General features: G+C 65.8%; 21 protein-coding genes. 10 read left to right on the forward strand and 11 right to left on the reverse strand.

Translation table 11 applies throughout. The features are described 5' to 3' along the window. The first annotated feature begins 16 nt into the window (after positions 1 to 16). The 3 genes from ACCD06_RS06725 to ACCD06_RS06735 all read left to right on the forward strand — a co-directional run bounded on the left by ACCD06_RS06725 (position 17) and on the right by ACCD06_RS06735 (position 3,595). A complete protein-coding gene (locus tag ACCD06_RS06725; RefSeq protein WP_413339643.1) occupies positions 17 to 949 on the forward strand; it encodes an exopolyphosphatase in 933 nt (310 codons plus the stop codon). Between the two features lie 26 nt (positions 950 to 975). Continuing rightward, the gene (locus ACCD06_RS06730; protein ID WP_413339645.1) at positions 976 to 1,686 is read left to right on the forward strand and encodes a hypothetical protein; all 711 of its coding nucleotides are present in this window, start codon (positions 976 to 978) and stop codon (positions 1,684 to 1,686) included. A gap of 64 nt (positions 1,687 to 1,750) precedes the next feature. Further along, entirely contained in the window at positions 1,751 to 3,595 is a 1,845-nt protein-coding gene (locus tag ACCD06_RS06735; protein WP_413339647.1) for a hypothetical protein, read from the forward strand. A gap of 104 nt (positions 3,596 to 3,699) precedes the next feature. Here the strand turns inward: ACCD06_RS06735 and ACCD06_RS06740 are convergent, their stop codons facing one another. Both ACCD06_RS06740 and ACCD06_RS06745 read right to left on the reverse strand, forming a co-directional pair. Then, positions 3,700 to 4,683: a CobD/CbiB family cobalamin biosynthesis protein gene (locus ACCD06_RS06740; RefSeq protein WP_413339649.1), complete on the reverse strand. Its 984-nt coding sequence runs from the start codon at positions 4,681 to 4,683 to the stop codon at positions 3,700 to 3,702. A gap of 28 nt (positions 4,684 to 4,711) precedes the next feature. After that, on the reverse strand, positions 4,712 to 5,275 hold the full coding sequence (locus ACCD06_RS06745) for an ankyrin repeat domain-containing protein (RefSeq protein WP_109075467.1): 564 nt from the start codon (positions 5,273 to 5,275) through the stop codon (positions 4,712 to 4,714). A 110-nt stretch (positions 5,276 to 5,385) separates the two neighbouring features. Here ACCD06_RS06745 and ACCD06_RS06750 point away from each other — a divergent pair, with 110 nt between their 5' ends. Further along, entirely contained in the window at positions 5,386 to 5,532 is a 147-nt protein-coding gene (locus ACCD06_RS06750; protein WP_169055045.1) for a hypothetical protein, read from the forward strand. A 72-nt stretch (positions 5,533 to 5,604) separates the two neighbouring features. Beyond that, positions 5,605 to 6,237, forward strand: a complete 633-nt coding sequence (locus tag ACCD06_RS06755; RefSeq protein ID WP_413339651.1) for a hypothetical protein — start codon at positions 5,605 to 5,607, stop codon at positions 6,235 to 6,237. 15 nt (positions 6,238 to 6,252) lie between these two features. On the opposite strand, the gene ACCD06_RS06760 is transcribed toward ACCD06_RS06755, so the two are convergent. From ACCD06_RS06760 to ACCD06_RS06770, 3 genes are read right to left on the reverse strand one after another with little or no spacing between them, the layout of a single operon-like run. Beyond that, on the reverse strand, positions 6,253 to 7,644 hold the full coding sequence (locus ACCD06_RS06760; protein WP_413339653.1) for a DUF1329 domain-containing protein: 1,392 nt from the start codon (positions 7,642 to 7,644) through the stop codon (positions 6,253 to 6,255). 10 nt (positions 7,645 to 7,654) lie between these two features. Further along, complete coding sequence (locus tag ACCD06_RS06765; RefSeq protein WP_413339655.1) at positions 7,655 to 10,339, reverse strand: ATP-binding protein; 2,685 nt, start codon at positions 10,337 to 10,339, stop codon at positions 7,655 to 7,657. Next, positions 10,336 to 12,765 (reverse strand): ATP-binding protein, encoded by a 2,430-nt coding sequence (locus ACCD06_RS06770; protein WP_413339657.1) that lies wholly within the window; start codon positions 12,763 to 12,765, stop codon positions 10,336 to 10,338. Before ACCD06_RS06770 ends, ACCD06_RS06765 begins: the two co-directional genes overlap by 4 nt. Positions 12,766 to 13,120: 355 nt before the next feature. Here ACCD06_RS06770 and ACCD06_RS06775 point away from each other — a divergent pair, with 355 nt between their 5' ends. From ACCD06_RS06775 to ACCD06_RS06785, 3 genes are all read left to right on the forward strand, one after another. Beyond that, the gene (locus ACCD06_RS06775; RefSeq protein ID WP_109075462.1) at positions 13,121 to 13,426 is read left to right on the forward strand and encodes an STAS domain-containing protein; all 306 of its coding nucleotides are present in this window, start codon (positions 13,121 to 13,123) and stop codon (positions 13,424 to 13,426) included. 79 nt (positions 13,427 to 13,505) lie between these two features. Beyond that, complete coding sequence (locus ACCD06_RS06780) at positions 13,506 to 14,345, forward strand: ATP-binding protein (protein WP_413339659.1); 840 nt, start codon at positions 13,506 to 13,508, stop codon at positions 14,343 to 14,345. 10 nt (positions 14,346 to 14,355) lie between these two features. Continuing rightward, a complete protein-coding gene (locus ACCD06_RS06785) occupies positions 14,356 to 15,543 on the forward strand; it encodes a PP2C family protein-serine/threonine phosphatase (RefSeq protein ID WP_413339661.1) in 1,188 nt (395 codons plus the stop codon). A 13-nt stretch (positions 15,544 to 15,556) separates the two neighbouring features. Here the strand turns inward: ACCD06_RS06785 and ACCD06_RS06790 are convergent, their stop codons facing one another. The 5 genes from ACCD06_RS06790 to ACCD06_RS06810 form a co-directional block, all read right to left on the reverse strand. Next, positions 15,557 to 16,375, reverse strand: coding sequence for an NAD kinase (locus ACCD06_RS06790; RefSeq protein ID WP_136705852.1), 819 nt, complete (start codon positions 16,373 to 16,375; stop codon positions 15,557 to 15,559). 164 nt (positions 16,376 to 16,539) lie between these two features. After that, a complete protein-coding gene (clpA, locus tag ACCD06_RS06795; protein WP_109075459.1) occupies positions 16,540 to 18,855 on the reverse strand; it encodes an ATP-dependent Clp protease ATP-binding subunit ClpA in 2,316 nt (771 codons plus the stop codon). Positions 18,856 to 18,863: 8 nt separating this feature from the next. Continuing rightward, entirely contained in the window at positions 18,864 to 19,190 is a 327-nt protein-coding gene (gene clpS / locus ACCD06_RS06800) for an ATP-dependent Clp protease adapter ClpS (protein ID WP_063633957.1), read from the reverse strand. 362 nt (positions 19,191 to 19,552) lie between these two features. Beyond that, on the reverse strand, positions 19,553 to 20,032 hold the full coding sequence (locus tag ACCD06_RS06805) for a phasin family protein (protein ID WP_109153719.1): 480 nt from the start codon (positions 20,030 to 20,032) through the stop codon (positions 19,553 to 19,555). A gap of 318 nt (positions 20,033 to 20,350) precedes the next feature. Next, positions 20,351 to 20,863 (reverse strand): phasin family protein, encoded by a 513-nt coding sequence (locus ACCD06_RS06810; protein WP_109075457.1) that lies wholly within the window; start codon positions 20,861 to 20,863, stop codon positions 20,351 to 20,353. Between the two features lie 495 nt (positions 20,864 to 21,358). On the opposite strand from ACCD06_RS06810, the gene ACCD06_RS06815 reads away from it, so the two are divergent. After that, entirely contained in the window at positions 21,359 to 22,120 is a 762-nt protein-coding gene (locus tag ACCD06_RS06815) for a peptidase (RefSeq protein WP_149197482.1), read from the forward strand. A 34-nt stretch (positions 22,121 to 22,154) separates the two neighbouring features. Here ACCD06_RS06815 and ACCD06_RS06820 read toward each other — a convergent pair whose 3' ends face one another. After that, positions 22,155 to 22,862, reverse strand: coding sequence for a hypothetical protein (locus ACCD06_RS06820; RefSeq protein WP_109153722.1), 708 nt, complete (start codon positions 22,860 to 22,862; stop codon positions 22,155 to 22,157). A gap of 479 nt (positions 22,863 to 23,341) precedes the next feature. Here ACCD06_RS06820 and ACCD06_RS06825 point away from each other — a divergent pair, with 479 nt between their 5' ends. After that, positions 23,342 to 24,592 (forward strand): D-alanyl-D-alanine carboxypeptidase family protein, encoded by a 1,251-nt coding sequence (locus ACCD06_RS06825; RefSeq protein WP_109075454.1) that lies wholly within the window; start codon positions 23,342 to 23,344, stop codon positions 24,590 to 24,592. The last annotated feature ends 15 nt before the right edge of the window (positions 24,593 to 24,607 follow it).

The raw sequence follows: 24,607 nt of genomic DNA on the forward strand, positions 1-24,607 counted from the left end.
GCCAGGGGAAGCTTGCATGTCCGACGCCGCGAAATACCGCCTCGTTACCCGTTCCGATTTCGACGGGCTCGTCTGCGCCGTCCTGCTGAAGGAATTGGGCATCCTCGACGAGATCAAGTTCGTCCATCCCAAGGACATGCAGGACGGCAAGGTCGAGATCACCGGCCGCGACATCACCACCAACCTGCCATATGTCGAAGGCGCCCATCTGGTGTTCGACCATCACCTGTCGGAGACCATGCGCGTCGGCGAGAAGCCGAACCACATCATCGACCCCAAGGCCCCGTCCGCCGCCCGCGTCGTCTATGATTACTATGGCGGGAAGGAGCGCTTCCCCACCATCTCCGACGAGATGATGCTGGCGGTCGATCAGGCCGACTCGGCGCAGTACCAGCGCGACGACATCCTGAACCCCACCGGCTGGACCCTGCTGAACTTCATCATGGACGCGCGCACCGGCCTGGGCCGCTTCCGCGACTTCCGGGTGTCGAACTACCAGCTGATGATGGACCTGATCGACTACTGCCGCAGCCACTCCATCGCGCAGATCCTGGAACTGCCCGACGTGAAGGAGCGGGTGGAGCTTTACACCCAGCATGCCGAGCTGTTCGTCGACCAGCTGAAGCGCTGCGCCACCGTGCGCGGCAACGTCGTCGTGCTCGACCTCCGCAAGGAGGAGACGATCTATGCCGGCAACCGCTTCATGATCTATGCGCTGTTCCCCGACACCAACGTGTCGATCCATGTGCTGTGGGGCCTGAAGCAGCAGAACACCGTGCTGGCCTGCGGCAAGTCGATCCTGAACCGCAGTTCGAAGACGGACATCGGCCCGCTGATGCTACAATATGGCGGCGGCGGCCATCAGGCGGCCGGCACCTGTCAGGTCGACAACGACCGGGCCGAAGAGGTATTGGAGGCCATCGTCGCCCGCATGCGCGCGGACGGCTGACAGGCCAACGACCGGATCCTGAGCGATTGAGCGCCTTTCCTCCCTTCCCCGACGGCACCCTGTTCGACGCCGGCTGGCTGTCCGCCCTGTCGGACGAGGTGCCGAGGGCGGAGGCGCTTGACCGCGCCCGCCCGGTGGTGGCCGATGCCATCGCCCGCACCGATGCGGCCGGCGCGGCGGCGCTGGCCCGCATCGACGCGCTGGTGAGGGGGGCGGCGCTCGACGCCATCCCGGCCCTGCTGGCGGCGGAAACGGTGGAGTTGCCCGACGCCGCCGCGGCGAGCGAGCGCTCGATCCACGACCTGATGAGCCGCGTCGCCTACAAGCGGCGCGAGTTGATGCCGCTGTTCCCCGACCTGATCGAGCGTGTCGCCGCCGTCCATGCCGCGGCGGTGCTGGCCTGCGGCACGGCGCGCTGGCGGCTGATGGCGGCGCGTGCGCGGCTGCAGCCGGGCCGGCCGTCCAGCCCGATCCAGGGCGCCGGCACCCGCTATGTGAAGAGCGACCGCTTCGACGCCCGCGCCGCCGAGAGCCTGCCCGCCATCGACCGCACCCGCGCCGACCGCATCCTGAAACGACTGGGCGAGGCGCCGGTGCCGGAGGAACTGGAGCTTCGTCCGCTGGATGACGGCGACGACCTCTGGACCATCAAGGCCAGCGGGATCAGCCGCTTCATCCTGCGGGTCGAGCGCGACCGGCGGGGGCCGTTCTACATGGTGGAGGATTTGGGAAGATAAAAATAAGGTAAGAGATCTATATTCGTTTATGAACGACCGCAGATGAAGCCAATGGAGGTGTGATTTGAAGCTGTTGCTGAAAGATCTGAATGTTAGGGAAAATGAGCGCGGCATACTTGTGTTTGCTCAATCTCTCTCAGAATTGCTGTTTGATTACTCTCCCGATAGCTATCGAGCTCCCGCGCTAGATACGCTTTATAGGTGTGCAGAAACAATGGTTGTCTGCAAAGATGTAATTTCAGGGAAGGTAAAGAATCAGGCTGCTGTTACTTCGGTAGCCGACGAGTTGGCCAGATCGTTGCATAGTGATGATATAGCAAAAGATATACTGGGAAACAATTATGGAGCTTATGTAAAATTTATAGAACAAAAAAGTAAGGATCAAAGCGCTGCCGGGCTTTTGCGGGTTTCCTCGTCTCTGTATGATGAGATGGCCAAGGATTATTCAGAAATATGCGTAAGAAATCTTAGAAAAGCTGTTTTGGAAAATGATGTCAATAAAATATACAGAATATCTCAGACATTTTGTTCTCATCTTATAAATCTTGGGTACGAACGTGAGTTCATGTATTATATGATGAGATCGTCTTTCTTTTATTCTCGGAGGGAGACGCTTACAGACAGATTTGAGATGTTTATGAACGCCTTCGATCTAAAAATGCACCAATTCAGTATATATTGTTATGTAAACGAAGAATTATATGAATTAATCAAGCTTAGCAATGTAGAGAAAAGGGATGATCAAGGTAACATTGAGATTAAAGAATATTTCAAAAGGGCTGATTTGGAGCAGATGCCTCCTGATCTGCGCGAACGGTATTCTGTTTTCTTTCGGCCAAGGAACGGAATGGTTTTGACTGTAGCTCGATGTGAGTATTATGATCCTAAAGGGGCTAGATCTATCATTGAGGGAGAGCTGAACGTTAGAAGGGCAACAATACTAACGGTATATCCAAGGAAAGGTTTTTCTTGGGATATTGACATGTTAGTAGTCAAAGAGAACGAAAATCACGGAAATATATTGAGAAATCAACCGTCAGTTTTGGTGAGAAGGGATAGCAAGCGAACAGATACAAAGGATGCAACCCTATCTCGTAGGTTTAATCTGCTAAGGGCGTACGTGATAGATGACATCAATAGGGTCAATATATCCGTCCTTGCTCAGAAGAATGCATTTCTTTCCGAAAGTGTTGAAGGTCAGCTTACGGCCTTTTGGTCTGCTTTCGAAGCTCTGCTACCGGAACCTTCAGGGGTAAGAATTACAAGTTATTTACGGTATATGATACCATGTAATGTTCATTACTATTCGTATCAAAGATTTCGGATGTTTGATCGAGATCTTTGGCTGGCCCATAAAGAGAAATATCTAGAGATTATCGGCGCCGAAAGGTCGGTTGATAATACTAAGGAGCTTGCGGCGATAATTTGTCTCGACAAAAATGAGGCAAAAAGGAAATTAATTAGGGTGATGTGTGAAGAGCGAAACCCGCTTGCTGTGATGAGAATGGAGCAGTTGCATTTGGCGCATTCAGGAATCAGAGAGCTAAGGACATTTTTGAAATCACATAAAGAAAGAGTGAAGTGGCAGATCGAGAGAATTTATAGAACAAGAAATAGCATAATGCATGCAGGAGAGTCCCTTCCGTTTCTCTCCGCAGTCTTGAATAATCTTCAGGATTACTACATGAATACGTTGTTTTCTCTGGAATGCACGCTCAAGTCAACAAGGCATCTACCCGAAGTAAACCTAGATAACCTATTCGAAAGAACAGTTATCAATTTTGAGTTATTCGAAGAAAAATTCCAATGGGCAGATGGTCAAGCAAAAAAAGAAGAATTGAAGAAAGATAAAAAAATTGAAGAGGATCGTTGGGAGGAGTTTGTGCCGTTCCCATGTTTCCTGCAGTAAATTAGTGAAATCCGACATTTAGTGAGTAGGTTCGTCTGCTTTTTCAAGGCGTGGTGTGGATGGCGGCAAAGAAGTGATTCGTACTGCGAATTCGGAAAGGCTCGCTAAATCCCCGCCACGCCCCACAGCAGCAGCGCCACCAGCCCGACCAGCAGCAATGCTGCGACGGCCGATAGAGCGAGCGCTCGCCCGATGTCGGCGGGGGTGGCGCGGGCGCGGCCGTCGCCGATCCAGTTCTCGGTGATGACCACGCCGCCGTCGCGGTGCGGACCGCCCAGGGCCAGACCCAGCGCGCCCGCCATTGCGGCGATGGGCCAGCCCATGTTCAGCGACGGATGCTTGCGCGCGTCGCGGCCGAGCGCACGCAGGGCGGCGCCGGCCTTGGCGGTGCCGATGAAGGGCGCGGCCAGCGCCAGCAGCAGCCCGGCCAGCCGGGCGGGCAGGGCGTTCAGCGCGTCGTCCAGCGTCGCCGCGGTCGATCCGAAGCGGCCATGGCGGACGCCGGGGCTGCCCAGCGCGGCGTCGGCGCCGTCCAGCGCGGTCCAGACGAACAGGCCGGGCACACCGAGCAGGGCATAGCCGAAGACCGGCGCCACCAGCTTGCGGTCGAAGGCGCGGGCGGCGGCCTCCACCGCCGCGCGGGCGATGCCGTGCTCGTCCAGGCCGTAGACATGGCGGCGGGTCAGCGACTGGATCGCCTCCTGGGCGGGCACCCGCCCACCGCTTTCCAGCGCACGGCGCACCGCGCGGATGCGCGTCCAGGCGGCCCGGCCGCGCAGGCCGCAGAGCAGGGCCAGCAGTTCGACCATCCAGCCGCGGCCGATGGAGCCGATCCACTCGACCAGCAGCCCGGCCGCCACCGCGATCAGCACCAGCGCCAGCACCACCAGCGCCCCGCGGATCACCTGGGCCGACTTGCCCCGCTCCGCCCGGTTCAGCCGGGCATCGGCGGCGTTGCAAAATCGCCGCGCCAGCCCTGCCGGGTCGGGCAGGATGCGGTCCAGCCAGTCGCCGAACAGCGCGTCGATCCCAAGCGCCAGCAGCAGGAGCAGCAGCGGGCCGGGACCGCCAAAGGCCGAACCGAACATGAGGTCTCCGCGAAGTAGAGTCCGGCTGTCAGCGCGCGCCGGCCTGGCGCAGCAGGGTGCCGACGCGGGCGTTGCGGCTGTCCTGCGCCCAGTTCAAGGCGGTCCGGCCGGTGAAGTCGGAACGGTCGACCTGCGCACCGGCCTTCAGCAGCCGGTCCACCACCTCGGCCCGGCCGCTGCGGGCGGCGACCATCAGCGGAGTCATGCCCTCGCGGTTCTCCATGTCGACCTTGGCGCCCTTCTTCAGCAGCAGGTCGATCAGCTCCGGATTGCCGTTCTCCGCCGCTGCCAGCAGCGGGGTGTTGCCGGCCTTGTCGGCGCGGTTGACGTTGGCGCCGCTCTCCAGCAACAGCTTGGCGATGGCCGGGCTGGAGCGGTCGACGGCGGCCAGCAGGGCGGTCTTGCCGTGGATGTCGGCCTGATTCGGGTTCTCGCCCCGCAACAGGGCGCCCTTCGTCTTGGCGACGTCGCCGTCATTGACCGCCTGCATCAGCCCGGTGTCCTGGAACAGGCTGATCTGGGCGAGGGCCGGGGCGGCGGAACCGGCGGACAGGCCGGCGGCGAACAGGGTGGCGAGCAGGAGCCGCTTCATGGCGGGTATCCTTCCTTGACAGCAGGGGTGCCGGATACTAGCCAAAAGACGGGCCCTTTTGCCAGATCGGCATTCATCTCCAAGCCTGCTGCATCGACAGGTTGAAGCTCATGCTCCGCAATCCGCTGGCCCGCCACATCGCGCTCTTCCTGCTGGTGAAGGCCGTGCTGATCGGGTTGGGCCTGTGGTGGTTCCTGGGCGCCATGCCGGAACCGCGCGGCATGGTGTCTCCGCCGGTCACATCGTCGCGACCCTGAGCGGAACCTTGCCCCTGCTTTGCGGTTGGATCCGGATTGTTCGGACTTCCTGCGAAGCGAAGGGGTGGAGGCATGATCGAGAGCCGCGACCAGAACCCGACCACGATCGATTCCAGCGCCTGGACTGGAGACACCGCAAGCACCGGCACCGATGCCGCGGTGCGCGAGGCCGTGGCGGTCTTCGACAGCCGCGACGCCCTGCAGAGCGCCATCGACGACCTGACGCTGGCCGGATTCCAGCGCCACGAGCTGAGCGTGCTGGCCAATGACGAGACGATCCGCGAGCGTCTGGGCGGCGTGCCCAACGATGTTGGCAGCCTCGCCCACGATCCCAACGCGCCGCGCCAAGCCTACATTTCGCCGGAGGATGTCGGCAGCGGCAAGGGCGCCGCGGTCGGCTTCCCCGCCTATGTCGGGGCGATCATCGCCACCGGCGCGGTGCTGGCCACCGGCGGCACGGCGCTCGCCGCCGCCGCGGCTGCTGCCGCCGCCGGGGTGGGCAGCGGAGCGGCGGGGTCCTTCCTGTCGCAATGGATCACCGACAAGCGCAACGAGCCCATGCTGCAGCAGCTCGACAAGGGCGGCATCCTGCTGTGGGTCAATGTCGGCGACGCCGCGCGCGAACGCATCGCGCTGGAGGTCCTGAACCGCCACGCCGCCCATCCGGCCGAGGTCCACGAGGTTCGGCAGACCGGCTCCGAGTGATTGCTCTGCGGATCGTCACCCCCGCCGGCCACGGCGGACCAGGGCGTCGGGGGTGAAATCCTGCGGCGTCAGCGGCGCGCCGAACACCGGCGGAGGCAGTCCGTTATCAAGGCCGCGGGCGGTGTAGCGGTCGGCTGTCAGGTCGAAGGCGAACTCCACCGCCGGCACCAGGGCGGGGACCTGCCAATGCTGCACCGGGTGCGCCTCGGCGTAGCGCAGCAGGTCGCCCTTGCCGTTGTAATGCTCCGACGCCAGGATCTGCCAGCTGTCCTCGTCCAGGTAATAGGTGCGGTCGGGCAGGGCGTGCTTGAAATTCGGCTTCAGCCGGGCATCGACCACCCAGACCCGGTGCATCTCATAGCGCAGGAACTGCGGGTTGGGGTGCCCCGGCCACAGGATGTCCCGCATCGTCAGGCCGGGGTTGGACAGCCGGTAGGCGTTGTAGGGCATGTACATCTCGCGCCGCGTCACCAGCGTGTAGTCGAAGCGGTCGAGCGCGCCGCTGAACATGTCCAGCATGTCGGCGGTGCAGATGCCGCCCGTCACCGGGTCCGGCGTGTCATAGGCGAAGTCGGGCGCCCTCACCACGCGGCCACGCTCCCCCTCCCGCGCCCAGGCGTGGGTGCGCGCGGCGATGGGGTCGAGGGTCCCCTGCAGGATCAGGCTGCTGCCGGCCTGCTCCTTCGGTTCCAGGATGGTGCGGCGATAGAGCAGCGGCGGTGCAGCCATGTCGCCGTCGGCATAGGGGGAGGCGAACTCCTCCCGCAGCTTCGTCATCGAACGGCCGTCGCCGGATTGGACCACGGTCAGGCTGGTGCGCGACACGCTGCCGCCGCGCCAGCGCAGCTTGTGGTTCCACATCGCCTGCACGCCGTTGGCCGGAATGGGAAACGGCACGCCGACCGACGCATCGCGCAAGGCCAGACCGTTTTCCCCCAAACCGGCGCGATCGGCGTTGGCGAGCGTGGCGTCATAGATCCGCTGCGGTGCGGCGGCGCTGCGGTGGCAGGGGAACAGCGCCAGTTCGAAGCTTTCCGGATATTTCGCCAGCAGCGCCTGCTGCCCGGCGGTCAGTCGGACCTTGTAGCGCTCGACATCGGCGGCGCCGACGGTGAACCAGCGGACATCCTCGATATAGGGGTCGGGCGAAGGGCGGCCGGGCACATAGCCGCGCGGCGCCTCGGTCAGGCCGCCGGTCCAGCGCGGGATCGCCCGCGTGCGGTTGCCGGCCTGTACCGCGCCGAAGGGGGTCAGCTCCTCGCCCAGCCGCGGGACCCCGACATCGGGCGGAGCGTCCTGGGCGAAGGCAGGCGGGGCGGCGGCCGTGGCGGCAACCCCCAGCAGCAGGCCGAGAGCCTCCCGCCGACCGGGCCGGAAATCGAGTCGGAAATCCGTCGGTTCACTCATACCGGATCGCTCATGTCCTTAGCCGCTCCGTTCCGGCGAGGTCCTGTTCGATGGCGCCGCAGGTCGCGGCGAAGCTCTCGCTCAGCCGGTCGGCCGCTTCCGCCAGCCGGTCGAGCGGAGCGCCTTCGGTGGCGGCCAGTTCCAGAAGGCGGGCCGCCTCCGCCAGCGGTTTGGCGCCGGCGTTGCGGGAGGAGCCCTTCAGATTGTGGGCGCAGGCCCGCACCCAGTCACGGTCGCCGTTGCCGAGCGCTGTCATAAGGTCGGCAAGCACGCCGCGGCCGATGGTGACGAAATCGTTCAGCAGTTCCGCCAGCATCGCCGCATCGCCGCCGCACAGCGCGCGTAGAGTGCCGAGATCGACCAAAGCGTCGCTGCCGGCGGCAGTCGGCGTCGTTGGTGCCGGCGAGGGCGTCACCATGGCGGCATCGGCCGGGGCCGGCGGCATCCAGCGGGCGAGCGTCACCGCCAGTTGCGACAGTTCCAGCGGCTTGCTCAGCACATCGTCCATGCCGGCTGCGCGGTAGCTCTCGATGTCGGCCGGTGCGGCGTTGGCGGTGATGGCGACGATGGGCAGGCGGCGGCCCGCGCCGCCCGACGCCTCGCCGCTGCGGACCTGACGGGTCAGTTCGAACCCATCGATCTCCGGCATCTGCACGTCGGTCAGCAGCATGGCGTAGCGGCGCCGGCCCTGCCGCATGGCGTCGAGCGCCGCCAGCGCCTCCGCCCCGCCCGGCGCCATCTCCGCGGCATAGCCCAACGCCTGCAGTTGCATCTGCAGGACCTTGCGGTTCACCGGGTTGTCTTCCGCGACCAGGATCAGCCGCCCCTGGGCCATCGCCTCCTCGACGCTGGGCGCTCCCTGGCCGTTGGCAGGGCCGGCCGTGCCGCGCCCGGCCCTGGTCGAGGACTGTGCCGTCGAGGAACGGTGGGGGTGGGTCTGGGCCGCCGGCTGGGAAGGGCACAGACGACCCGCGGCGATGGCCACCGCGCGCAGCAGCACCAGCCGGCGCAGCGGCCGGCTCAGCACCATCGTGCCCGGCTCCGCGCCCCGCGTGCCGGGGAGGGAATCGGGACCGGGCTTCCCACCGGTTTCGTGGCAGAGCAGGACCACCGGCGGCCGGGCCTCGCCGCTGCGGCGGCCCAACTCCTCCGGTGCGCAGGCGGCGGCGGGGATGTGCAGCGCCTCGTCGATGGCGACGACCCCGACGGCGCAGCCGGCCTCGCGCGCGATGCGGGCCTGGGCCGCCAGTTCGGGCGGCGAGGCGGCGGGCAGCACGCGGGCGCCGGCCTGCTCCAGATAGCGGGCGAGGAAGCCGCGCTCCATGTCGTCGGGCACGCCCAGCAGGACCGTCAGCCCGTCCAGCCCGATAGCGTCCTGGCCGTCCTCCGCCGACGCCGGACCGGCGGCGCGGTCCAACGGCAGGCGCAGCCAGAAGGTGGAGCCTTCGCCGGGCTTGCTCTCCACCCCGATCTCGCCGCCCATCAGCGCCGCCAGCCGCCGGCTGATCGACAGCCCCAGCCCGGTGCCGCCGAAACGCCGGGTGGTGGAGCTTTCGGCCTGGGTGAAGGGCTGGAACAGGCGCTGGCACGAGGCCTCGGCGATGCCGATGCCGGTGTCGGACACGGCGATGCGCAGCAGCGGCTCGGCCTCGGCTGGCTCCAACTCGGCGCGCAGCACGACCCGGCCGGCTTCGGTGAACTTGATGGCGTTGCCGGCCAGGTTGAACAGGATCTGGCGCAGCCGCACCGGATCGCCCAGCACCGCCTGCGGAATCGCCGGGTCCACATAGGTCAGCAGCGTCAGCCCCTTGGCCCCTGCAGCGGGCGCCAGCGTTTCCGCCACCCCTTCGACCAGGGCCGGCACCGACATCGCCACCCGCTCCAGATCCATCTTCCCGGCTTCGATCTTCGAGAAGTCCAGGATGTCGTCGATGATCCGCAGCAGGGCGTTGGCCGATTCGCGCATGGTGCCGACGGTGTCGCGCTGCTGCTCGTCCAGGTCGGTCCGTTCCAGCAGGCCCAGCATCCCGAGCACCCCGTTCATCGGCGTGCGGATCTCGTGGCTCATGGTGGCGAGAAAGGCGGATTTGGCCCTGGTCGCCTCTTCCGCCTGCTCGCGGCTCTCGCGCAGCTCGCGCGTGCGCTCCGCCACCCGGGTTTCGATCGACTGAATCTGGTCGAAGGCGCGCAAGGCCGCGATCACCGCGGTGAACAGGCTTTCGGCCGACAGATCGGCCTTCGGCTTGTAGTCGTTGATGTCGTAATCGACGATCACGTCGCGCTGCGGCGCCTGTCCCGGCTGGCCGGTGCGCAGGATGATGCGGATGTCGCGGTTGCCCAGTTCGTCGCGGATCCAGCGCACCAGCTTCAGGCCGGAATCGTCCTCCTCCATCACCACGTCCAGCAGGATCACGGCGATGTCGCGCCGGTGTTCCAGCACGTTGCGGGCGTCCGCCGCGGTGAAGCTGCTGATCAGGTCCAGCCGCCGCCGCTGGAAGGTGACGTCGGCCAGCAGCAATCCGGTCATGGAATGCACGTCGGACTCGTCGTCGACCACCAGGATCGGCCAGGGCGGTGCCGCCGGGTCGACGATGGCCGCACGGGCCGCCGCCACCGCGCCATGCCCGGCCGCGGCACCGTCCGCCTCTTCGTCGGCGAACAGAATCTCGTCGTCGTCGTAGGCGCCGCTGCTCATGCGGGTTCCTTCTCCAGCGATACGGGCTCCAGCGATACGGGCTCCAGCGAAACGGGCGTCGTCGTGAGCGAAGCTGTGGGGGGCGAGGCGGTTGCTGCGGTCTTCGGGATGCGCAGCGTGAAGGTAGTTCCATCGCCGGGAACGCTGTCAACCGAGATCCGCCCGCCCAGCGACTGCGTCACCAGATTGAAGACGATGTGCAACCCCAGCCCGCTGCCGCCCGACCCGCGCCGCGTGGTGAAGAAGGGCTCGAACACCTTCGGCAGGTTCTCCGTGGGGATGCCGACGCCGTCGTCGGCGAAGCGGATCTCCACCTCGCCGTCCGCCGTCTCGTCCACGTCGATGACCATGTGCCCCTTGCTGTCGGCCGGGAAGGCGTGGGTCAGCGCGTTCATCACCAGATTGGTCACCACCTGGCTCAGCGCGCCGGGGAAGCTGTCCATCACGATGCCGGGCGAACAGGCGATGGCGACCCGGTGGCGGCTCTTGCGCAGGGTGGGGCCGAGGGAGGTGACCACCTCCTCCAGATAGGCCAGCAGGTCGAAGCGGCGCCGCTCCTCGCTGGTCTGGTCGACGGCGACGCGCTTGAAGCTCTGGATCAGCTCGGCCGCGCGGGTCAGGTTCTGTTCGATCAGGCGGGAGGATTCGCCGGCGGTGGCGACATAGGCGGCGAGTTCGGACTTTTTCATCGTTCCGCCTTCGAACGCTTCGGCCAGCGTCGCGGTCCGCCCCGACAGGTGGGTGGCGCAGCCGAAGGCGATGCCGATGGGGGTGTTGATCTCGTGCGCGACGCCGGCGACCAGCAGGGCGAGCGAAGCCATCTTCTCCGCCTGGACCAGACTGGCCTGGGTCTCCTTCAGGTCGGCATAGGCGCGTTCCAGCTCCTGCATCGCATTGAAGATCTCCTCGGCCGAGCGCGCCTCCACCGTCACGTCGGTCAGGGTGCGGACGAAGCCGCCCTCCGGCAGCGGGTTGGTGCGCACCTCGACGATACGGCCGTCGGGGCGGCGGCGCTTGAAGGTGAAGGGCTGGTCGATCATCCCCGCCGGCTCGCCCAGCGGGATCCCGAACCCATCGTCGGACGCCGCTCCGGTGGCCGCCATACCGGTGCCCCCTGGGCCGGTTCCGAAACTCAGATACAGGTCGGGATCGTCGCCCATCTCGCCGAACTCGCCCTGGCGGCGCTGGATCGCCACGATGTCGGCGAAGCGCGGGTTGCCCGACAGCACCTCCGGCGCGATGTTCAGCAGTTCCGCGGCGCGGCGGTTGGCCGTCACCACCCGCCCGTCGCCGTCGACCTTGATGATCCCCTGGTCGGTGTTGTCCAGCGTCACCTGCAGCACATTGCGTTCATGCGCCAGATCCAGTTCCGCCCGCACCCGTTCGGTGACGTCGGACATGGTTCCGGTCAGGCGCAGCGCGCGGCCGTCCGCGTCGCGCTGGGCGGTGGCGCGATCCTCGATCCAGGCCCATTGCCCGTCGCGCCGCCGCATGCGGTAGACGGCGGTGTAGGCCATGGCGTGATCGCGCAGGCGCCGTCGCGATTCGGCCATCACCCGTTCCGCCTCGTCCGGGTGCAGCAGCGAAGACCAGGTCTCCGCCGTCATCGGCAATTCGCTGGAGCCATAGCCGAGCAGGGCGGGAAACTCCTTCGACCACCAATAATGCCCGGTGTGCAGGTCATAGTCCCAGACGGAGGAGCGGGTCGCGGTGATCGCCAGCGCCAGCCGCTGCTCGCTCTTGCGCAGGGCCGCCTCCTCCTGTCCCAGCCGGGCGAGCATCGCGTTGTAGGCCTGGATCACCCGGCCCAGCTCGTCGGCGGCAACCCAGTCCACCGGCTCGTGGCCGCCGCGCTCCGCTTCCAGGATGGAGGCGATCAGCCGCCCCAGCGGCCGCCCGACCGTCAGCCGCAACGCCGCCAGCGCCGCCGCGATGGTGCCGGCCAGCATCAGCAGAAGCAGTGTCGCGGTGTTCATCACCTCCTGCCGCAGCTGTTCGCGCACGACGTCCTGGCTGTAATGCAGCGTGAGGGTGCCGACCTGGAGATTCTGCACCCGGATCGCACGGCGCTCGACAAGGGCGTCGTCGGCGGCCGGGCAGTCCGATCCCGGCCAGACGAACCGCCCCTCCGCCAGATCGTCGCTGACCTCGACGCAGACCAGTTCCCGGTTGGCGCCGATGGCCTGGATGACGTTGCGGATCGCCGGGACGTCGAAGGTCCACAGGCTGTTGGTCAACGCCGCCGCGTTGATGTCGGCGATGGCCGCCACCTTTTCCCGCAGCCCGGCCCGAAGATCCTTGTAGCGGTCGTAATAGAACAGGGCAGAGCACAGCGAGACGGCCACCACCAGACTCGGCACGAGGATCAGAAGGAACTTGGCGGATACCGTCGGGACACGACGCCACGCCTCAGCGATCCTGGTCATGCATTGCCGTTCCGGAGGTTCTTGGTGAAGGCGATTGGGCGGGACGTGCGGACTGGGCGGGGCCCGGCGGTGGACGCCCGCAACTGATGTATCTTGAGCCGGCGATGCCGGTTCGGCACGCGGCGCGCGTGCCTTCCCGGATATGTTCTACTCCCTTGCGTGCAACCCGTCCATGGGGGTGAATCCCGAGGCCGGCCATGGAAGCAATGTCGCAGTTCCGGGAAATACTGCGCAGCCGCAGTATCGACACTTGAGACAAGGCGACGGAATGCACTACTGTGCATAAGCAATGTGCCTGGGTTTCGCGCGCATTCGTATGGATGCGGCCAAGGCTGCGGACCAGTTGAGGGGATTTATGGATTTCAAGACGACCAATACAGGCGATGCGACCGAAGTCAGGCTGACCGGCCGCCTGGAATTTACCGATCATGACAAGCTGCACGAACTGGTGGACCTGTTGGGGCATACCAGCACACGGCGCTTCGTCCTCGACCTGTCTGCGCTGGAGTTCGTCGACTCCGCCGGTCTCGGCATGCTGCTGATCCTCCAGGACGAGGCCGAGAACCACGAGATCAAGCTGGTGGTTCGCGGCCCGGCGGGAGACGTCAGGCGGTCGATCGAACTCGCGCGGCTGAGCGAGATCATCACCATCGAGCCCTGAGCGGCCGAATTCGAACCGCGGGGACGGAGCGATCCGATCCCGCCCGCCTGCCGGTTTCCGTCCGATGGGAGTTTGCCGCATGGACGCCGCTCATCACGACCGCAGGGCCGAGCCTCCGGCCGAAGCGGCTTTGCGTGGCTTCAGCCTGCTGCGCGACCGGGTGCCTGCCGACATGGCCGCCCGCGTCCTTGCGCGCTTCTGCGGAACGGACCAGCCGCCGGGCGACGGTCCTGCGTCCCCGGACGCGCGGCCGGGGGAGCGCTCAGGCGAGCGACCGAGCGAAAATGTGGTGGAAACGCTGCTGATGGACCGGGCGGACCGCGACCGGCTGCGCGCCGCCTTCGACCGCGGCCCGTTCCTGACGGTGGAACTGGGTGAGGGTGCCGACGAGGCGGCGGCCCTGCTGGACGACTGGACGGGCGCGCCGGCGGCGGACCATCCGGACCTGCCCGGATTCTATCTGTCGCTGACCACCGGTACCGCCTATGGCCTGCAATGCCCGGTGCTGGTCTGCGACGAGCTGGTGCGGCGCGGCGCGCTCGATCCGCAACGCCGCTCCAACGTGGAGCTTTGCCTGCACGAGGCGGTCGCCAACGCCATCGTCCATGGCAACCTCGGACTTTCCAGCGCGGTGAAGGGGGAGCCGGGCGGCTACCGCCGCTTCAGCGAGATGATGCACGACCGGCTGGGCGATCCCGCCGTGGTGCGGCGCCGGCTGGACATCTTCTGCCGCTGGAACGAGCGCAGCATCGCCATCGCGGTGGTGGACCAGGGCGGCGGCTTCGACACCGAACTGGCTCCGGCCATCAGCGGCAACAAGGCGCGGTCGGGCCGCGGCTTCGTCTTCATGCGCACGCTGGCCTCGCGGGTGACGGTGACCGATGGCGGGCGCTGCACCGTCCTGCAGTTCGAGCGCTGACGGAGCGTCCATGGCCGGGCCCGCCCTGTCGCTGTCGGACTGCCGCGTCCTGATCGTCGACGACAACGAATTCAACCGCAAATCCCTTGCCCTGGTGATCCGCCGCGCCGGCATCACCGACATCGCCTTCGCCGAGAATGGGCGGGAAGGGCTGGCGGCCGTCGACCGCTTCTGTCCCGACCTCGTCCTGCTCGACGTCGACATGCCGGTGATGAACGGCTGGCAGATGTGCGAGGCGCTGCGCCGCAACGCCACCCACGAAGAGCTTCCGGTGCTGTTCCAGACCGCGCTGGACAGCGACGAGGAGCAGGTGCGCTGTTTCGAGGCCGGCGGCAGCGACTTCATCTCCAAGCCGATCAAGCCGGGCGAATGCGTGGCCCGCGTCCGCCACCAGCTGGAGAAGCGCAAGCTGTTCGGCGACCTTGCCGCCTTCCGCGAGCGGGTCCAGCGCGAGCTGTCGCATGCCCGCGCCATGCAGACCTCGCTTCTGCCGGAGAACCGCCGGCTGGCCGAGGTAGGCGACCGCTATGGCCTGACGCTGGATGCGCATTTCGAGACGTCGTCGGAACTGGGCGGCGACTTCTGGGGCCTTTATCCGCTGGGCGACCGGCGGCTGGGGCTGCTGATGGTCGATTTCGCCGGGCACGGCATCACCGCGGCGATCAACACCTTCCGCCTGCACACGCTGATCGACCGCTTCCCGATGCAGCACATGGCGCCGTCGCAATGGCTGGTGCAGTTGAACTCCGCCCTGAAGGACGTGCTGCCGACGGGTCAGTTCGCCACCGCCTTCTTCGGCATCCTCGACCTTGCCATCGACACGCTGACCTTTGCCGCGGCCGGTTCGCCCAACCCGGTTCTGGGAACGCCGTCCGCCACCAGGGGGAACGCGCCGGATATCCGCCTGCTCGATTCGGCGGGGCTGGTGCTGGGCGCCTCGCGCCGGGCGCAGTATGTCGACCAGAGCCATCGCCTGCCGCGCGGCGGCTTCCTGTTCCTGTACAGCGACGCCCTGATCGAATGCGGTGGTGAGGAGTGCGGCCCGCTGGGGCAGGACGCGGTGCCCGACTTCGTCCGCGACGGGCTGGCCCGCGACCGCCAGCGTCCGCTGCGCCCGATGATGGACAGATTCTATGCCCGCACCAGCCTGCCGCTGCGCGACGACCTGACCGCCGTCTGGGTCGCCAGACGGGCGTGAGAGGGCGTGAGCTTTACGGCGCGAACTGCTCCTTCAGGATGCGTTCTTCGAAGTTCAGTTCGGGGTCGAACAGCAGGGTCAGGCCGACGTCGCGGCATTCCTGCACTTCGACCCGCAGGACCTCGCGCACCTCGGTGAAGTCGGCGACGGCGCTGACCGGGCGCTTGGTCTCCTCCAGCACGTCGAAGCAGATGCGGGCGGCATGGGGAAGCAGGGCGCCGCGCCAGCGCCGCGGGCGGAAGGCGCTGATCGGGGTCAGGGCCAGCACGCCGGCGTTCAGCGGCACGATCGGGCCATGGGCCGACAGGTTGTAGGCGGTGCTGCCGGCCGGCGTCGCCACCAACGCGCCGTCGCAGATCAGCTCCGGCAGCCGGACCACACCGTCGATGGTGATGCGCAGCTTTGCCGCCTGCCGCGTCTCGCGCAGAAGCGACACCTCGTTGATGCCCAGCGCCTCCACCCGTTCGCCGTTCACCCGTGTGGCCACCATGCGCAACGGGTGCAGGTTGACATGCTGGGACGCGACGATGCGCTCGGCCAAATCCTCTTCGCGGTAGACATTCAGCAGGAAGCCGACCGAGCCGCGGTTCATTCCGTAGACCGGCGTCGGCCGTTGGCGGTTGCGCGTCAGCGCGCGGTGAAGCGTTTCCAGCAGAAAGCCGTCGCCTCCCAGCGCCACGATCACGTCGGCTTCGTCCGGGGTGGCGTTGCCGTAGCGGTGGACCAGCCGCGTGCGGGCGGCACGGGCCTCATCCGTATCGGCGCAGGCGAAGGCGATGCGCAGCGCGTCGGGCGCGGGCAGCAACGGAGCCTGGAGGACGAGGGGCGGCATGGCGGCGGAATCGGTCATGCCGCGACCATACCCCAGTCCGGCCTTGGCGCAAAAGTATCGCGCGGTGACGAGGCGATGCAAAAGAGCGCATCCGCCTGCCGCACAACGAAAAAGGAGGCCGCGGACGGCCTCCTTTTTTACGATATGGAACGGATGGGCCGAGGTTACTCGACCATCTCCGACACCATCTCCTCGTCATCGTCGCCGGAGGTGCGCTTCGGCCGGTTGCCTTCGGCATAGTCGAAGGCCGGCTTGTCGTCCTTGACGGTGACCTTGACCAGACCGCCCTTGCTGAGCTTGCCGAACAGCAGCTCTTCCGCCAGCGGCTTCTTGATGTACTCCTGGATCACGCGGCCAAGCGGGCGGGCACCATAGAGCGGGTCGTAGCCCTTCTTGCCCAGCCACTCGCGCGCCTCTTCGTTCAGCTCGATGGACACGCCGCGGTCTTCCAACTGCGCTTCCATCTGCATGATGAACTTGTCGACGACGCGGTTGATGACCTCCTGAGTCAGCGGCGCGAACGGGATGATCGCGTCGAGACGGTTGCGGAATTCCGGCGTGAACATCTTCTCGACCGCTTCGATGTCCTCGCCGACCCGGCGGTCACGCTCGAAACCGATGGCGGGCTTGGCCATGTCGGCGGCCCCGGCGTTCGAGGTCATGATCAGGATGACGTTGCGGAAATCGACGATCTTGCCGTTGTGATCGGTCAGCTTGCCGTGGTCCATGATCTGCAACAGGATGTTGAACAGATCCGGATGGGCCTTCTCGATCTCGTCCAGCAGCAGGACGCAGTGCGGGTGCTGGTCGATGGCGTCGGTCAGCATGCCGCCCTGGTCGAAGCCGACATAGCCCGGCGGGGCGCCGATCAGGCGCGACACCGTGTGCCGCTCCATGTACTCGGACATGTCGAAGCGGGTCAGCTCGATGCCCAACGTCATGGCGAGCTGGCGGGCCACCTCGGTCTTGCCGACACCGGTCGGGCCGGTGAACAGGTAGTTGCCGATGGGCTTCTCCGGCTCGCGCAGGCCGGCACGGGCCAGCTTGATCGCGGAGACCAGCGCGTCGATCGCCTTGTTCTGGCCGAAGACCATGGTCTTCAGGTCGCGCTCAAGGTTCAGCAGCGTTTCCTTGTCATCGCGGCTGACCGACTTCGGCGGGATGCGGGCGATCTTGGCGACCACCGCCTCCACGTCCTTCACGCCGATCTTCTTGCGACGCTTGTTCTCCGGCAGCAGCATCTGCGCCGCACCGACCTCGTCGATGATGTCGATGGCTTTGTCGGGCAGCTTGCGGTCGCCGATATACTTGGCCGACAGCTCCACCGCGACGCGGATGGCGTCGTTGGTGTAGGTGACCTTGTGGTGCTTCTCGTAGTAGGGCTTCAGGCCCTGCAGGATCTTGATCGCATCCTCGACCGACGGCTCGTTGACGTCGATCTTCTGGAAGCGGCGGACCAGCGCCCGGTCCTTCTCGAAGTAGCTGCGGTATTCCTTGTAGGTGGTCGAGCCGATGCAGCGCAGCGAACCCGACGCCAGCGCCGGCTTCAGCAGGTTCGAGGCATCCATCGCACCGCCCGAGGTGGCGCCGGCGCCGATCACCGTGTGGATCTCGTCGATGAAGAGGATCGCCCCCTCCGTCGCCTCAAGCTCCGACACGACGGCCTTCAGCCGCTCCTCGAAATCGCCGCGATAGCGGGTGCCGGCCAGCAGCGAGCCCATGTCGAGCGCGAAGATGGTGGCGTTGCGCAGCACCTCCGGCACTTCCTGCTGGACGATGCGGCGGGCGAGGCCCTCGGCGATGGCGGTCTTGCCGACACCGGGGTCGCCGACGTAGAGCGGGTTGTTCTTCGACCGCCGGCACAGGATCTGGATGGTCCGTTCGACCTCCTGCTCCCGCCCGATCAGCGGATCGATCTTCCCGCCGGACGCCTTCTTGTTCAGGTTGACGCAATACGCCTCTAGCGCTTCGCTGCCTTTTTTCACGACCTTCTCCGCCGCCGCCTCGTCGTCAGCGCCCGAGACACGCTTTGTTTCCGAGCGGCCCGGAGCCTTCGCGATTCCGTGAGAGATGTAGTTGACCGCATCGAACCGGGTCATCTCCTGCTCCTGCAGGAAATAGACCGCGTGGCTCTCGCGTTCAGAGAACAAGGCAACGAGCACATTTGCTCCCGTCACCTCCTCACGTCCCGACGACTGGACGTGGATGGCCGCACGCTGCAGAACCCGTTGGAAACCAGCCGTCGGCTTGGCATCATCAGGCCTGTTCGTGATAAGGTTCGCCAGTTCGTTGTCGAGGTAATCCGACAGTTCCGCGCGCAGACGGTCGAGGTCGATCCCGCAAGCGCGCAAGACGGCGGTAGCATCGGAGTCTTCGGTCAACGCGAGCAAAAGATGTTCGAGCGTCGCGTATTCATGCCTGCGCTCGTTCGCGTGGGCCAGGGCTCGGTGCAGCGTCTGTTCCAGGTTACGCGACAGCATGTGTGGGTCTAATCCTTTTCTAACGTGCATTGCAGCGGATGCTGGTGCTGGCGCGCAAAGTCCATCACCTGCGTGACTTTCGTCTCCGCCACCTCGTAGGTGAACACGCCGCACAACCCCACACCCCGCCGGTGCACATGCAGCATGATCTGGGTCGCTTCCTCCCGCGATTTGCTGAAGAAGCGTTCGAGAACGAGAACGACGAACTCCATCGGAGTATAATCGTCGTTCAACATCAAGACCTTATACATCGACGGCTTTTTGGTCTTTGGCTTGGCCTTTACGACCACGCCGCTGTTCGTGCCGTCGTTGCCCTGCTTGTCAGAGTCGGCCATGGTCCCAGTCGAATGTCATCGCGATGCACTGTCACTGTGAATGATATGGTCATTTCGGGCGCGGTGGGAAGGGGCCGTTTTCGGTCTCTCTCCATTTGGCAGACCCTCCTTTGGTCCGGTCGGCCGTCCGATACCCCAAATTAGGAGACACCCCTTCCGGTCGGGCCGCAATCGGCGGGAAACCCTAAGCCTTTGTGCGGCATCGCGAGGGCAGGGGGCCAGGGCAGGGGGGCCTTCCGGACGCAAAACGGCCCGGCACCCCTGTGCGGGATGCCGGGCCGCTGCGATGCGGTCGGTCAGGTGGGCATGGGACGCCCGCCGGTCAAGCCGGGAGGATCAAATCCCGGCCCGTGGGCGGCCGGTCAGGCGGCGACCTGCTTCTTCGACAGGACCTCGACCGTGGCGTTGACGCGGGCGCTCAGCGGAGCCAGGGCCTCGTTGGCGACCTTGACGGTCAGCTCCTGCAGCTTGGTGCTCTCGGACACGAAGGCGTCGAGGCTGGCCTTGGTGTAGGCCTTCTGCAGTTCGACCAGTTCCTGGATCGTCTTCACCGCCAGCATGGACTTGGCGTTCGACACGCCCTTCTCCAGCGAGGACTGGGTGAAGGCGGCGACCTGCTTGCCGGCCTCTTCCGCGCCCTTGGCGACGACGGTGCCGGACTGCACGAACGCGTCGACATTCCCCTTGGTGAGGGCGGTCAGCTCCTCATAGCCCTTCATCACCTGGGCGGAGGCCTTTTCCATCTGCTCCTGCTGGGCCTTCACGAGGCCTTCCAGGTTCTGCTTGGCGGTGGCGATGGCGTCTTCGACGGACTTGGTGACGGCGGCGATCTGGTCGGACATGGCTATGCTCCTCGCGCTCTCTCAGGGGTCAACCGCGCGGCCCCGACGATGCGGCGACCGGGCGCGGAGTGGGTTGAGGCCCTCGGACCCCGAAGGACCGGGCGCCCGAGATATGCTGCACTGCAGCATGAGCAGAATGTAGGGAACCCCGGGCGCGGAGTCAATGGGTATTGTGCACTGCACAAAAGCTGCGGGCGTGCATCGGACGGAACCCGGAACGCAATACGGCCCGGCAACCGCGTGGTGGTTGCCGGGCCGTTTGCGGGGCCGGGGTCCATGGCTGAACCCCGGCCGTCAGGTCGCGTCCGATCGGGCCGATCAGGCGGCGAGCGGCTTGGAGAAGGTCTCCACCGTCGCGGTGACGCGGGCGTTCAGCGGGGCCAGCGCCTCGTTGGTGACCTTGGTGGTCAGCTCCTGCAGGCGGCTGGTCTCGGCCAGCATCGCGTCGAAGCTCGACTTCAGGAAATCGTTCTGCAGCTCAACCACTTCCTGCAGGGACTTGGCGGTCAGCAGGGCCTTGCCGGTGGTGATGGACTTGTCCAGCGCCGACTGACCATAGGCGACCACCTCGCGGCCCAGATCCTCGGCGCCCTTGGCGGCGATGGTGCTGCTGGCGATCAGCGCCTCGACATTGGCCTTGCCGGTGGCCTGCAGGTCCTCATAGCTCTTCAGCAGCTGGGCGGCGGTCTTCTCGAACTGCTCCTTGGCGGCGGTCGCGGTCTGCTCGAACTGCTTGACCGTCTGCTCCTGGCCGGCCTTCACCAGACCCTCGTACTGCTCCTTGGCCTGGGCGGCGACGGTCTCGAGCGATTTCGGCGTAAACTGGTTCATGACGCGCGTTCCTTCCTGGCTGATGCCGGCGTATGGAGAGTGGGCCCGCCCGCCGCAAAGCGTGGCGCGGAGCCGGCCGGCAGCGGTGTGCGTTGCGTTTTTACGTTGTGCAGCCGTTGTCACGGTTTTCCAGGCGACCCCAGGTCAGCCCCGAAAATGCTGCACTGCAATATAAGGTTTTATGGGCTAGACACTGCGCGGTGTCAACAGTCCGTTCGGCAGGTATGCGGCTTACTCCGTTGTGCCGAACTTACCCCGAAAGCGTGAAATTCCCATGACACCATAGACGCCTTCGTTGTGGGCGGAGGCGGCGGTCGCGGAAGCGTCGGCAAGTCTTCGACGGAGACTGTCCTTAACGAAGACTTTACCGGCGCTGGGACAAGTGTAGCGTGGCCGGGGAGGGGATTCGCCTCGGCCATTGGTCAGGTGCGGCGCTTGGACGCGGCGCACAGGGCCATCCCTTCGTCAGGCCGCATCTTCGGGACCATTTCGACCATGACCTATTGCCTTGGCATCAAGACCCGCGACGGCCTGATCGGTCTGTCGGACGGCCGGATCACCAGCGGATCGCAACTGTCGTCGGCCCGCAAGGTGACGATGATGGGCAGCGGCGGCGACCGCTTCTTCATCATGAACTCCGGCCTGCGCAGCGTCCGCGACAAGACGCTGGCCTATCTGCGCCGCGACATGCAAAAGCGCCGGGGCGAGGCCTATGCCACCATGCTTGACGCGGTGTCGGCCTTCACCACCTGCCTGCGGCAGGTCGCCGCGGAGGACCGGGAGTCGCTGGAGGCGTCCAAGCTGCACTTCAACCTGCACGCCATCATCGGCGGCCAGCTGGCCGAAGACCGCGAACCCTACATGTTCCTGGTCTATCCAGAGGGCAACTGGATCGAGGTGGACGAACGCACGCCCTACCTGTCGATCGGCGCCACCGCCTATGGCAAGCCGATCCTGGACCGCGCGCTGACCTACGGCACCGACATGCAGACGGCGCTGAAGCTGGCCTATCTGTCCTTCGACAGCACCCGCTTCTCCACCAACGACGTCGGCTTCCCCATCGACATGGTGTCCTACCATGCGGAGTCGCGCAGCTGGCGCCAGTCGAACTACGACTATGACGATCTCAGCGAACAGCGCCAGTGGTGGAACCGCAACCTGACGGAGTTGGCCCGCCGCATGCCGGACGGCCCGTGGGTCGAGACGCTGGTCCCGGAAGAGATGCGCCCGCGCCAGCCGGCCGAAGAGGCGGTCTGACAGGCGGCCCAAAAGGACGTGGCCTGACTGGCGATCAGTTTCCCGGAAGGGCGCTCAGCAGCAGCGCCCCGAAGGGGGCGGTCGGGCCAACCAGTCCATCCCGGCCGACCTGAATCTCGAAGAACACCCCGCCGTCGGCCAGTTGGCCGGAGGAGGGCAGGGTGCGTGGCGCGTCGTCGGGGTCCGGCAGGCCGGGGAAGGCGACGCCGGTCGGGTCGAGTCCGCGCAGAAGTTCCGGGAAACGGGCGTCGGTGAAGCGGCTGGACGGGTAGGGAAAGGCGGTGAAGAACCACTGCCCGGCACGGCAGCCGTTGATCAGCCAATAGAAGCCGTTGGACGGCAGCCGCAGCCCCTGGGGAGGCGGGTCGAACGCCCCGTCGTCGCGCAGACGGCCGATGAAGTTGTCATATTGCGCCGCGGTCAGCTGCAGGGTCGCCGTGCGGCCGCGCGCCGCGGAGAACGGGTCGGTCAGCGTCATGCGGGCGAGGTCGGTCGCCTCGATCACATGCGCCTCCACCGCCGCGCCGCCGCGGTCGGGATCGCCGACGACATCATAGGTGCGCACGTGCCGATTGTAGTCGGCGTTGAAGATCAGGCGGAAGCGGTCGGCGCCGTCCTTGCCGCAGCGCGACCGCAGATCGTCGCCATTGAGATAGCTGAACCAGGTCAGCTTGCGCGCCAGCGGATTGTCGGTCGGTCCCACCGAGCCGCAGCCGGCGAGCGCCAGCAGGGAGGCGGCCATGGCCGCCGCCATCGCCCCCCGGGCAAAACGCCGGGCCAGACCATGGCGGAAAAGGGTGGCCGGAACGGTTCTTTGATGACCACGACTCATTGTCGCTTGCCTCGCGTCTGCGGCCCCTGGTAGGTGGAGAAGAAAGGGCGCCGTGGCAAGCCCCGGATGGCGGGCTTCGGCCTGTCGGATGGCGCCGGTAACCCGTCTGCCCCCTGCCGTAACCCTTCCGCCGTGCCCTTGTCCGCCGTTCCATTCCCTCGTCATGCAGGACCCGCAATTTTGGCCACAGAAACTGCGAAAAGCCAAAGCAGTAAATTAACGAATTCATGCTAGACACTGATTTCGCACGAATTTACCATTGAACCAAGCACCAGTATCTAGCGGTTGGCGGGGCCATCATGAGTGTAACGCGCAACACCGTTCGTAACGGATTGTTTCCGTTCGCCTTTCGCGCGGCGGACACGAACGGGGGGCGGAGTTCGGCGGGTGTGGGTCGCCATTTGTTCGCGGCCGCCGCGCTGCTGGGCATGGTGGCCGCCGGAGCCGGCCTGTCCGCCGCCGAGGCGCTGGCGGCAAAGGCCGCGGCCATCGTCGTCGATGCCCGGACCGGGCAGGTGCTGATCGACCAGGATGCCGACGCGATCACCTATCCGGCGTCCCTGACCAAGATGATGACCCTATACCTGACCTTCGATGCGCTGGATGACGGTCGCCTGACCCTCGACCAGCAATTGCCGGTCTCGTCGTGGGCGGAGAGCATGTCGCCGACCAAGCTGGGCCTGCGCGCCGGCCAGACCCTGAAGGTGGAGACGGCGATCCTCGGCCTCGTCACCAAGTCGGCCAACGACGCCGCGGTGGTGCTGGCGGAGGCGCTGGGCGGCACCGAGTCGCGCTTTGCGGAGATGATGACGCGCAAGGCCCGTGAAATCGGCATGCGCCACACCGTCTACCGCAACGCCTCCGGCCTGCCGAACATGGAGCAGGTGACGACCGCCCGCGACTACGCGATGCTGTCCCGCGCGCTGATGCGCGACCATGCCAAGTACTATCCCTATTTCAGCCGCCGCAACTTCGCATATGGCGGCCGCACCCTGGCCAACCACAATCACCTGATGTCCCGCTACGAGGGGATGGACGGCATCAAGACCGGCTATACCGTCGCGTCCGGCTTCAACCTCGCCGCCTCGGCGGTGCGGGACGGGCGGCGTCTGGTCGGCGTGGTGATGGGCGGCAAGTCGGCCGTGTCGCGCGACAACAAGATGGCGGCCCTGCTCGATCAGGCCTTCGGCCGGCCCAGCCGGGGCAACGAGGACGCGCCGGTGATGGCGAGCCTCGACACCACCCGCTCCGACGCCACCGACGGCGAGGGGGATGATGATGAAGAGCCGGTGGTGAAGGCCAAGCCGGTCCGCGCCTCCCTGCAGACGGCAGCGATCCCGGTCGCGGCTCCGAAGGAAGAGAAGGCGAGCCGCGGCAGCGCCTCTTCGCATTGGGGTGTCCAGGTCGGTGCCTTCTCCAGCAAGGCGGCCGGCAACAAGGCGGTGAGCCAGGCGGTCAAGCAGGCGCCGTTCCTGCTGCGGACGGCCAAGCCCAGCGTCGTGCAGGCGAAGACCGGCAAGGAGACCGTCTATCGTGCCCGCCTGACCGGGTTGGACGAAAAGGACGCCCGCAAGGCCTGCGCCGTTCTGACCAAGCACGGCCACCATTGCGTCGCCGTGTCGCCGGGCGAGCGGGGCTGACGACGGCAGCCGCGG

The sequence above is a fragment of the Azospirillum sp. CT11-132 genome, from assembly GCF_047302835.1.
In the GTDB taxonomy this organism is placed as follows: Bacteria; Pseudomonadota; Alphaproteobacteria; order Azospirillales; family Azospirillaceae; genus Azospirillum.

Bases quoted from the DNA above. Each gene is read 5' to 3' on its own strand.
- ACCD06_RS06725 (WP_413339643.1), top strand. From the start codon at position 17: ATGTCCGACGCCGCGAAATACCGCCTCGTTACCCGTTCCGATTTCGAC.
- ACCD06_RS06740 (WP_413339649.1), bottom strand. From the start codon at position 4,683: ATGTTCGGTTCGGCCTTTGGCGGTCCCGGCCCGCTGCTGCTCCTGCTG.
- ACCD06_RS06745 (WP_109075467.1), bottom strand. From the start codon at position 5,275: ATGAAGCGGCTCCTGCTCGCCACCCTGTTCGCCGCCGGCCTGTCCGCC.
- ACCD06_RS06750 (WP_169055045.1), top strand. From the start codon at position 5,386: ATGCTCCGCAATCCGCTGGCCCGCCACATCGCGCTCTTCCTGCTGGTG.
- ACCD06_RS06755 (WP_413339651.1), top strand. From the start codon at position 5,605: ATGATCGAGAGCCGCGACCAGAACCCGACCACGATCGATTCCAGCGCC.
- ACCD06_RS06760 (WP_413339653.1), bottom strand. From the start codon at position 7,644: ATGAGTGAACCGACGGATTTCCGACTCGATTTCCGGCCCGGTCGGCGG.
- ACCD06_RS06765 (WP_413339655.1), bottom strand. From the start codon at position 10,339: ATGAGCAGCGGCGCCTACGACGACGACGAGATTCTGTTCGCCGACGAA.
- ACCD06_RS06770 (WP_413339657.1), bottom strand. From the start codon at position 12,765: ATGACCAGGATCGCTGAGGCGTGGCGTCGTGTCCCGACGGTATCCGCC.
- ACCD06_RS06775 (WP_109075462.1), top strand. From the start codon at position 13,121: ATGGATTTCAAGACGACCAATACAGGCGATGCGACCGAAGTCAGGCTG.
- ACCD06_RS06780 (WP_413339659.1), top strand. From the start codon at position 13,506: ATGGACGCCGCTCATCACGACCGCAGGGCCGAGCCTCCGGCCGAAGCG.
- ACCD06_RS06785 (WP_413339661.1), top strand. From the start codon at position 14,356: ATGGCCGGGCCCGCCCTGTCGCTGTCGGACTGCCGCGTCCTGATCGTC.
- ACCD06_RS06790 (WP_136705852.1), bottom strand. From the start codon at position 16,375: ATGCCGCCCCTCGTCCTCCAGGCTCCGTTGCTGCCCGCGCCCGACGCG.
- clpA (WP_109075459.1), bottom strand. From the start codon at position 18,855: ATGCTGTCGCGTAACCTGGAACAGACGCTGCACCGAGCCCTGGCCCAC.
- clpS (WP_063633957.1), bottom strand. From the start codon at position 19,190: ATGGCCGACTCTGACAAGCAGGGCAACGACGGCACGAACAGCGGCGTG.
- ACCD06_RS06805 (WP_109153719.1), bottom strand. From the start codon at position 20,032: ATGTCCGACCAGATCGCCGCCGTCACCAAGTCCGTCGAAGACGCCATC.
- ACCD06_RS06810 (WP_109075457.1), bottom strand. From the start codon at position 20,863: ATGAACCAGTTTACGCCGAAATCGCTCGAGACCGTCGCCGCCCAGGCC.
- ACCD06_RS06815 (WP_149197482.1), top strand. From the start codon at position 21,359: ATGACCTATTGCCTTGGCATCAAGACCCGCGACGGCCTGATCGGTCTG.
- ACCD06_RS06820 (WP_109153722.1), bottom strand. From the start codon at position 22,862: ATGGCCGCCTCCCTGCTGGCGCTCGCCGGCTGCGGCTCGGTGGGACCG.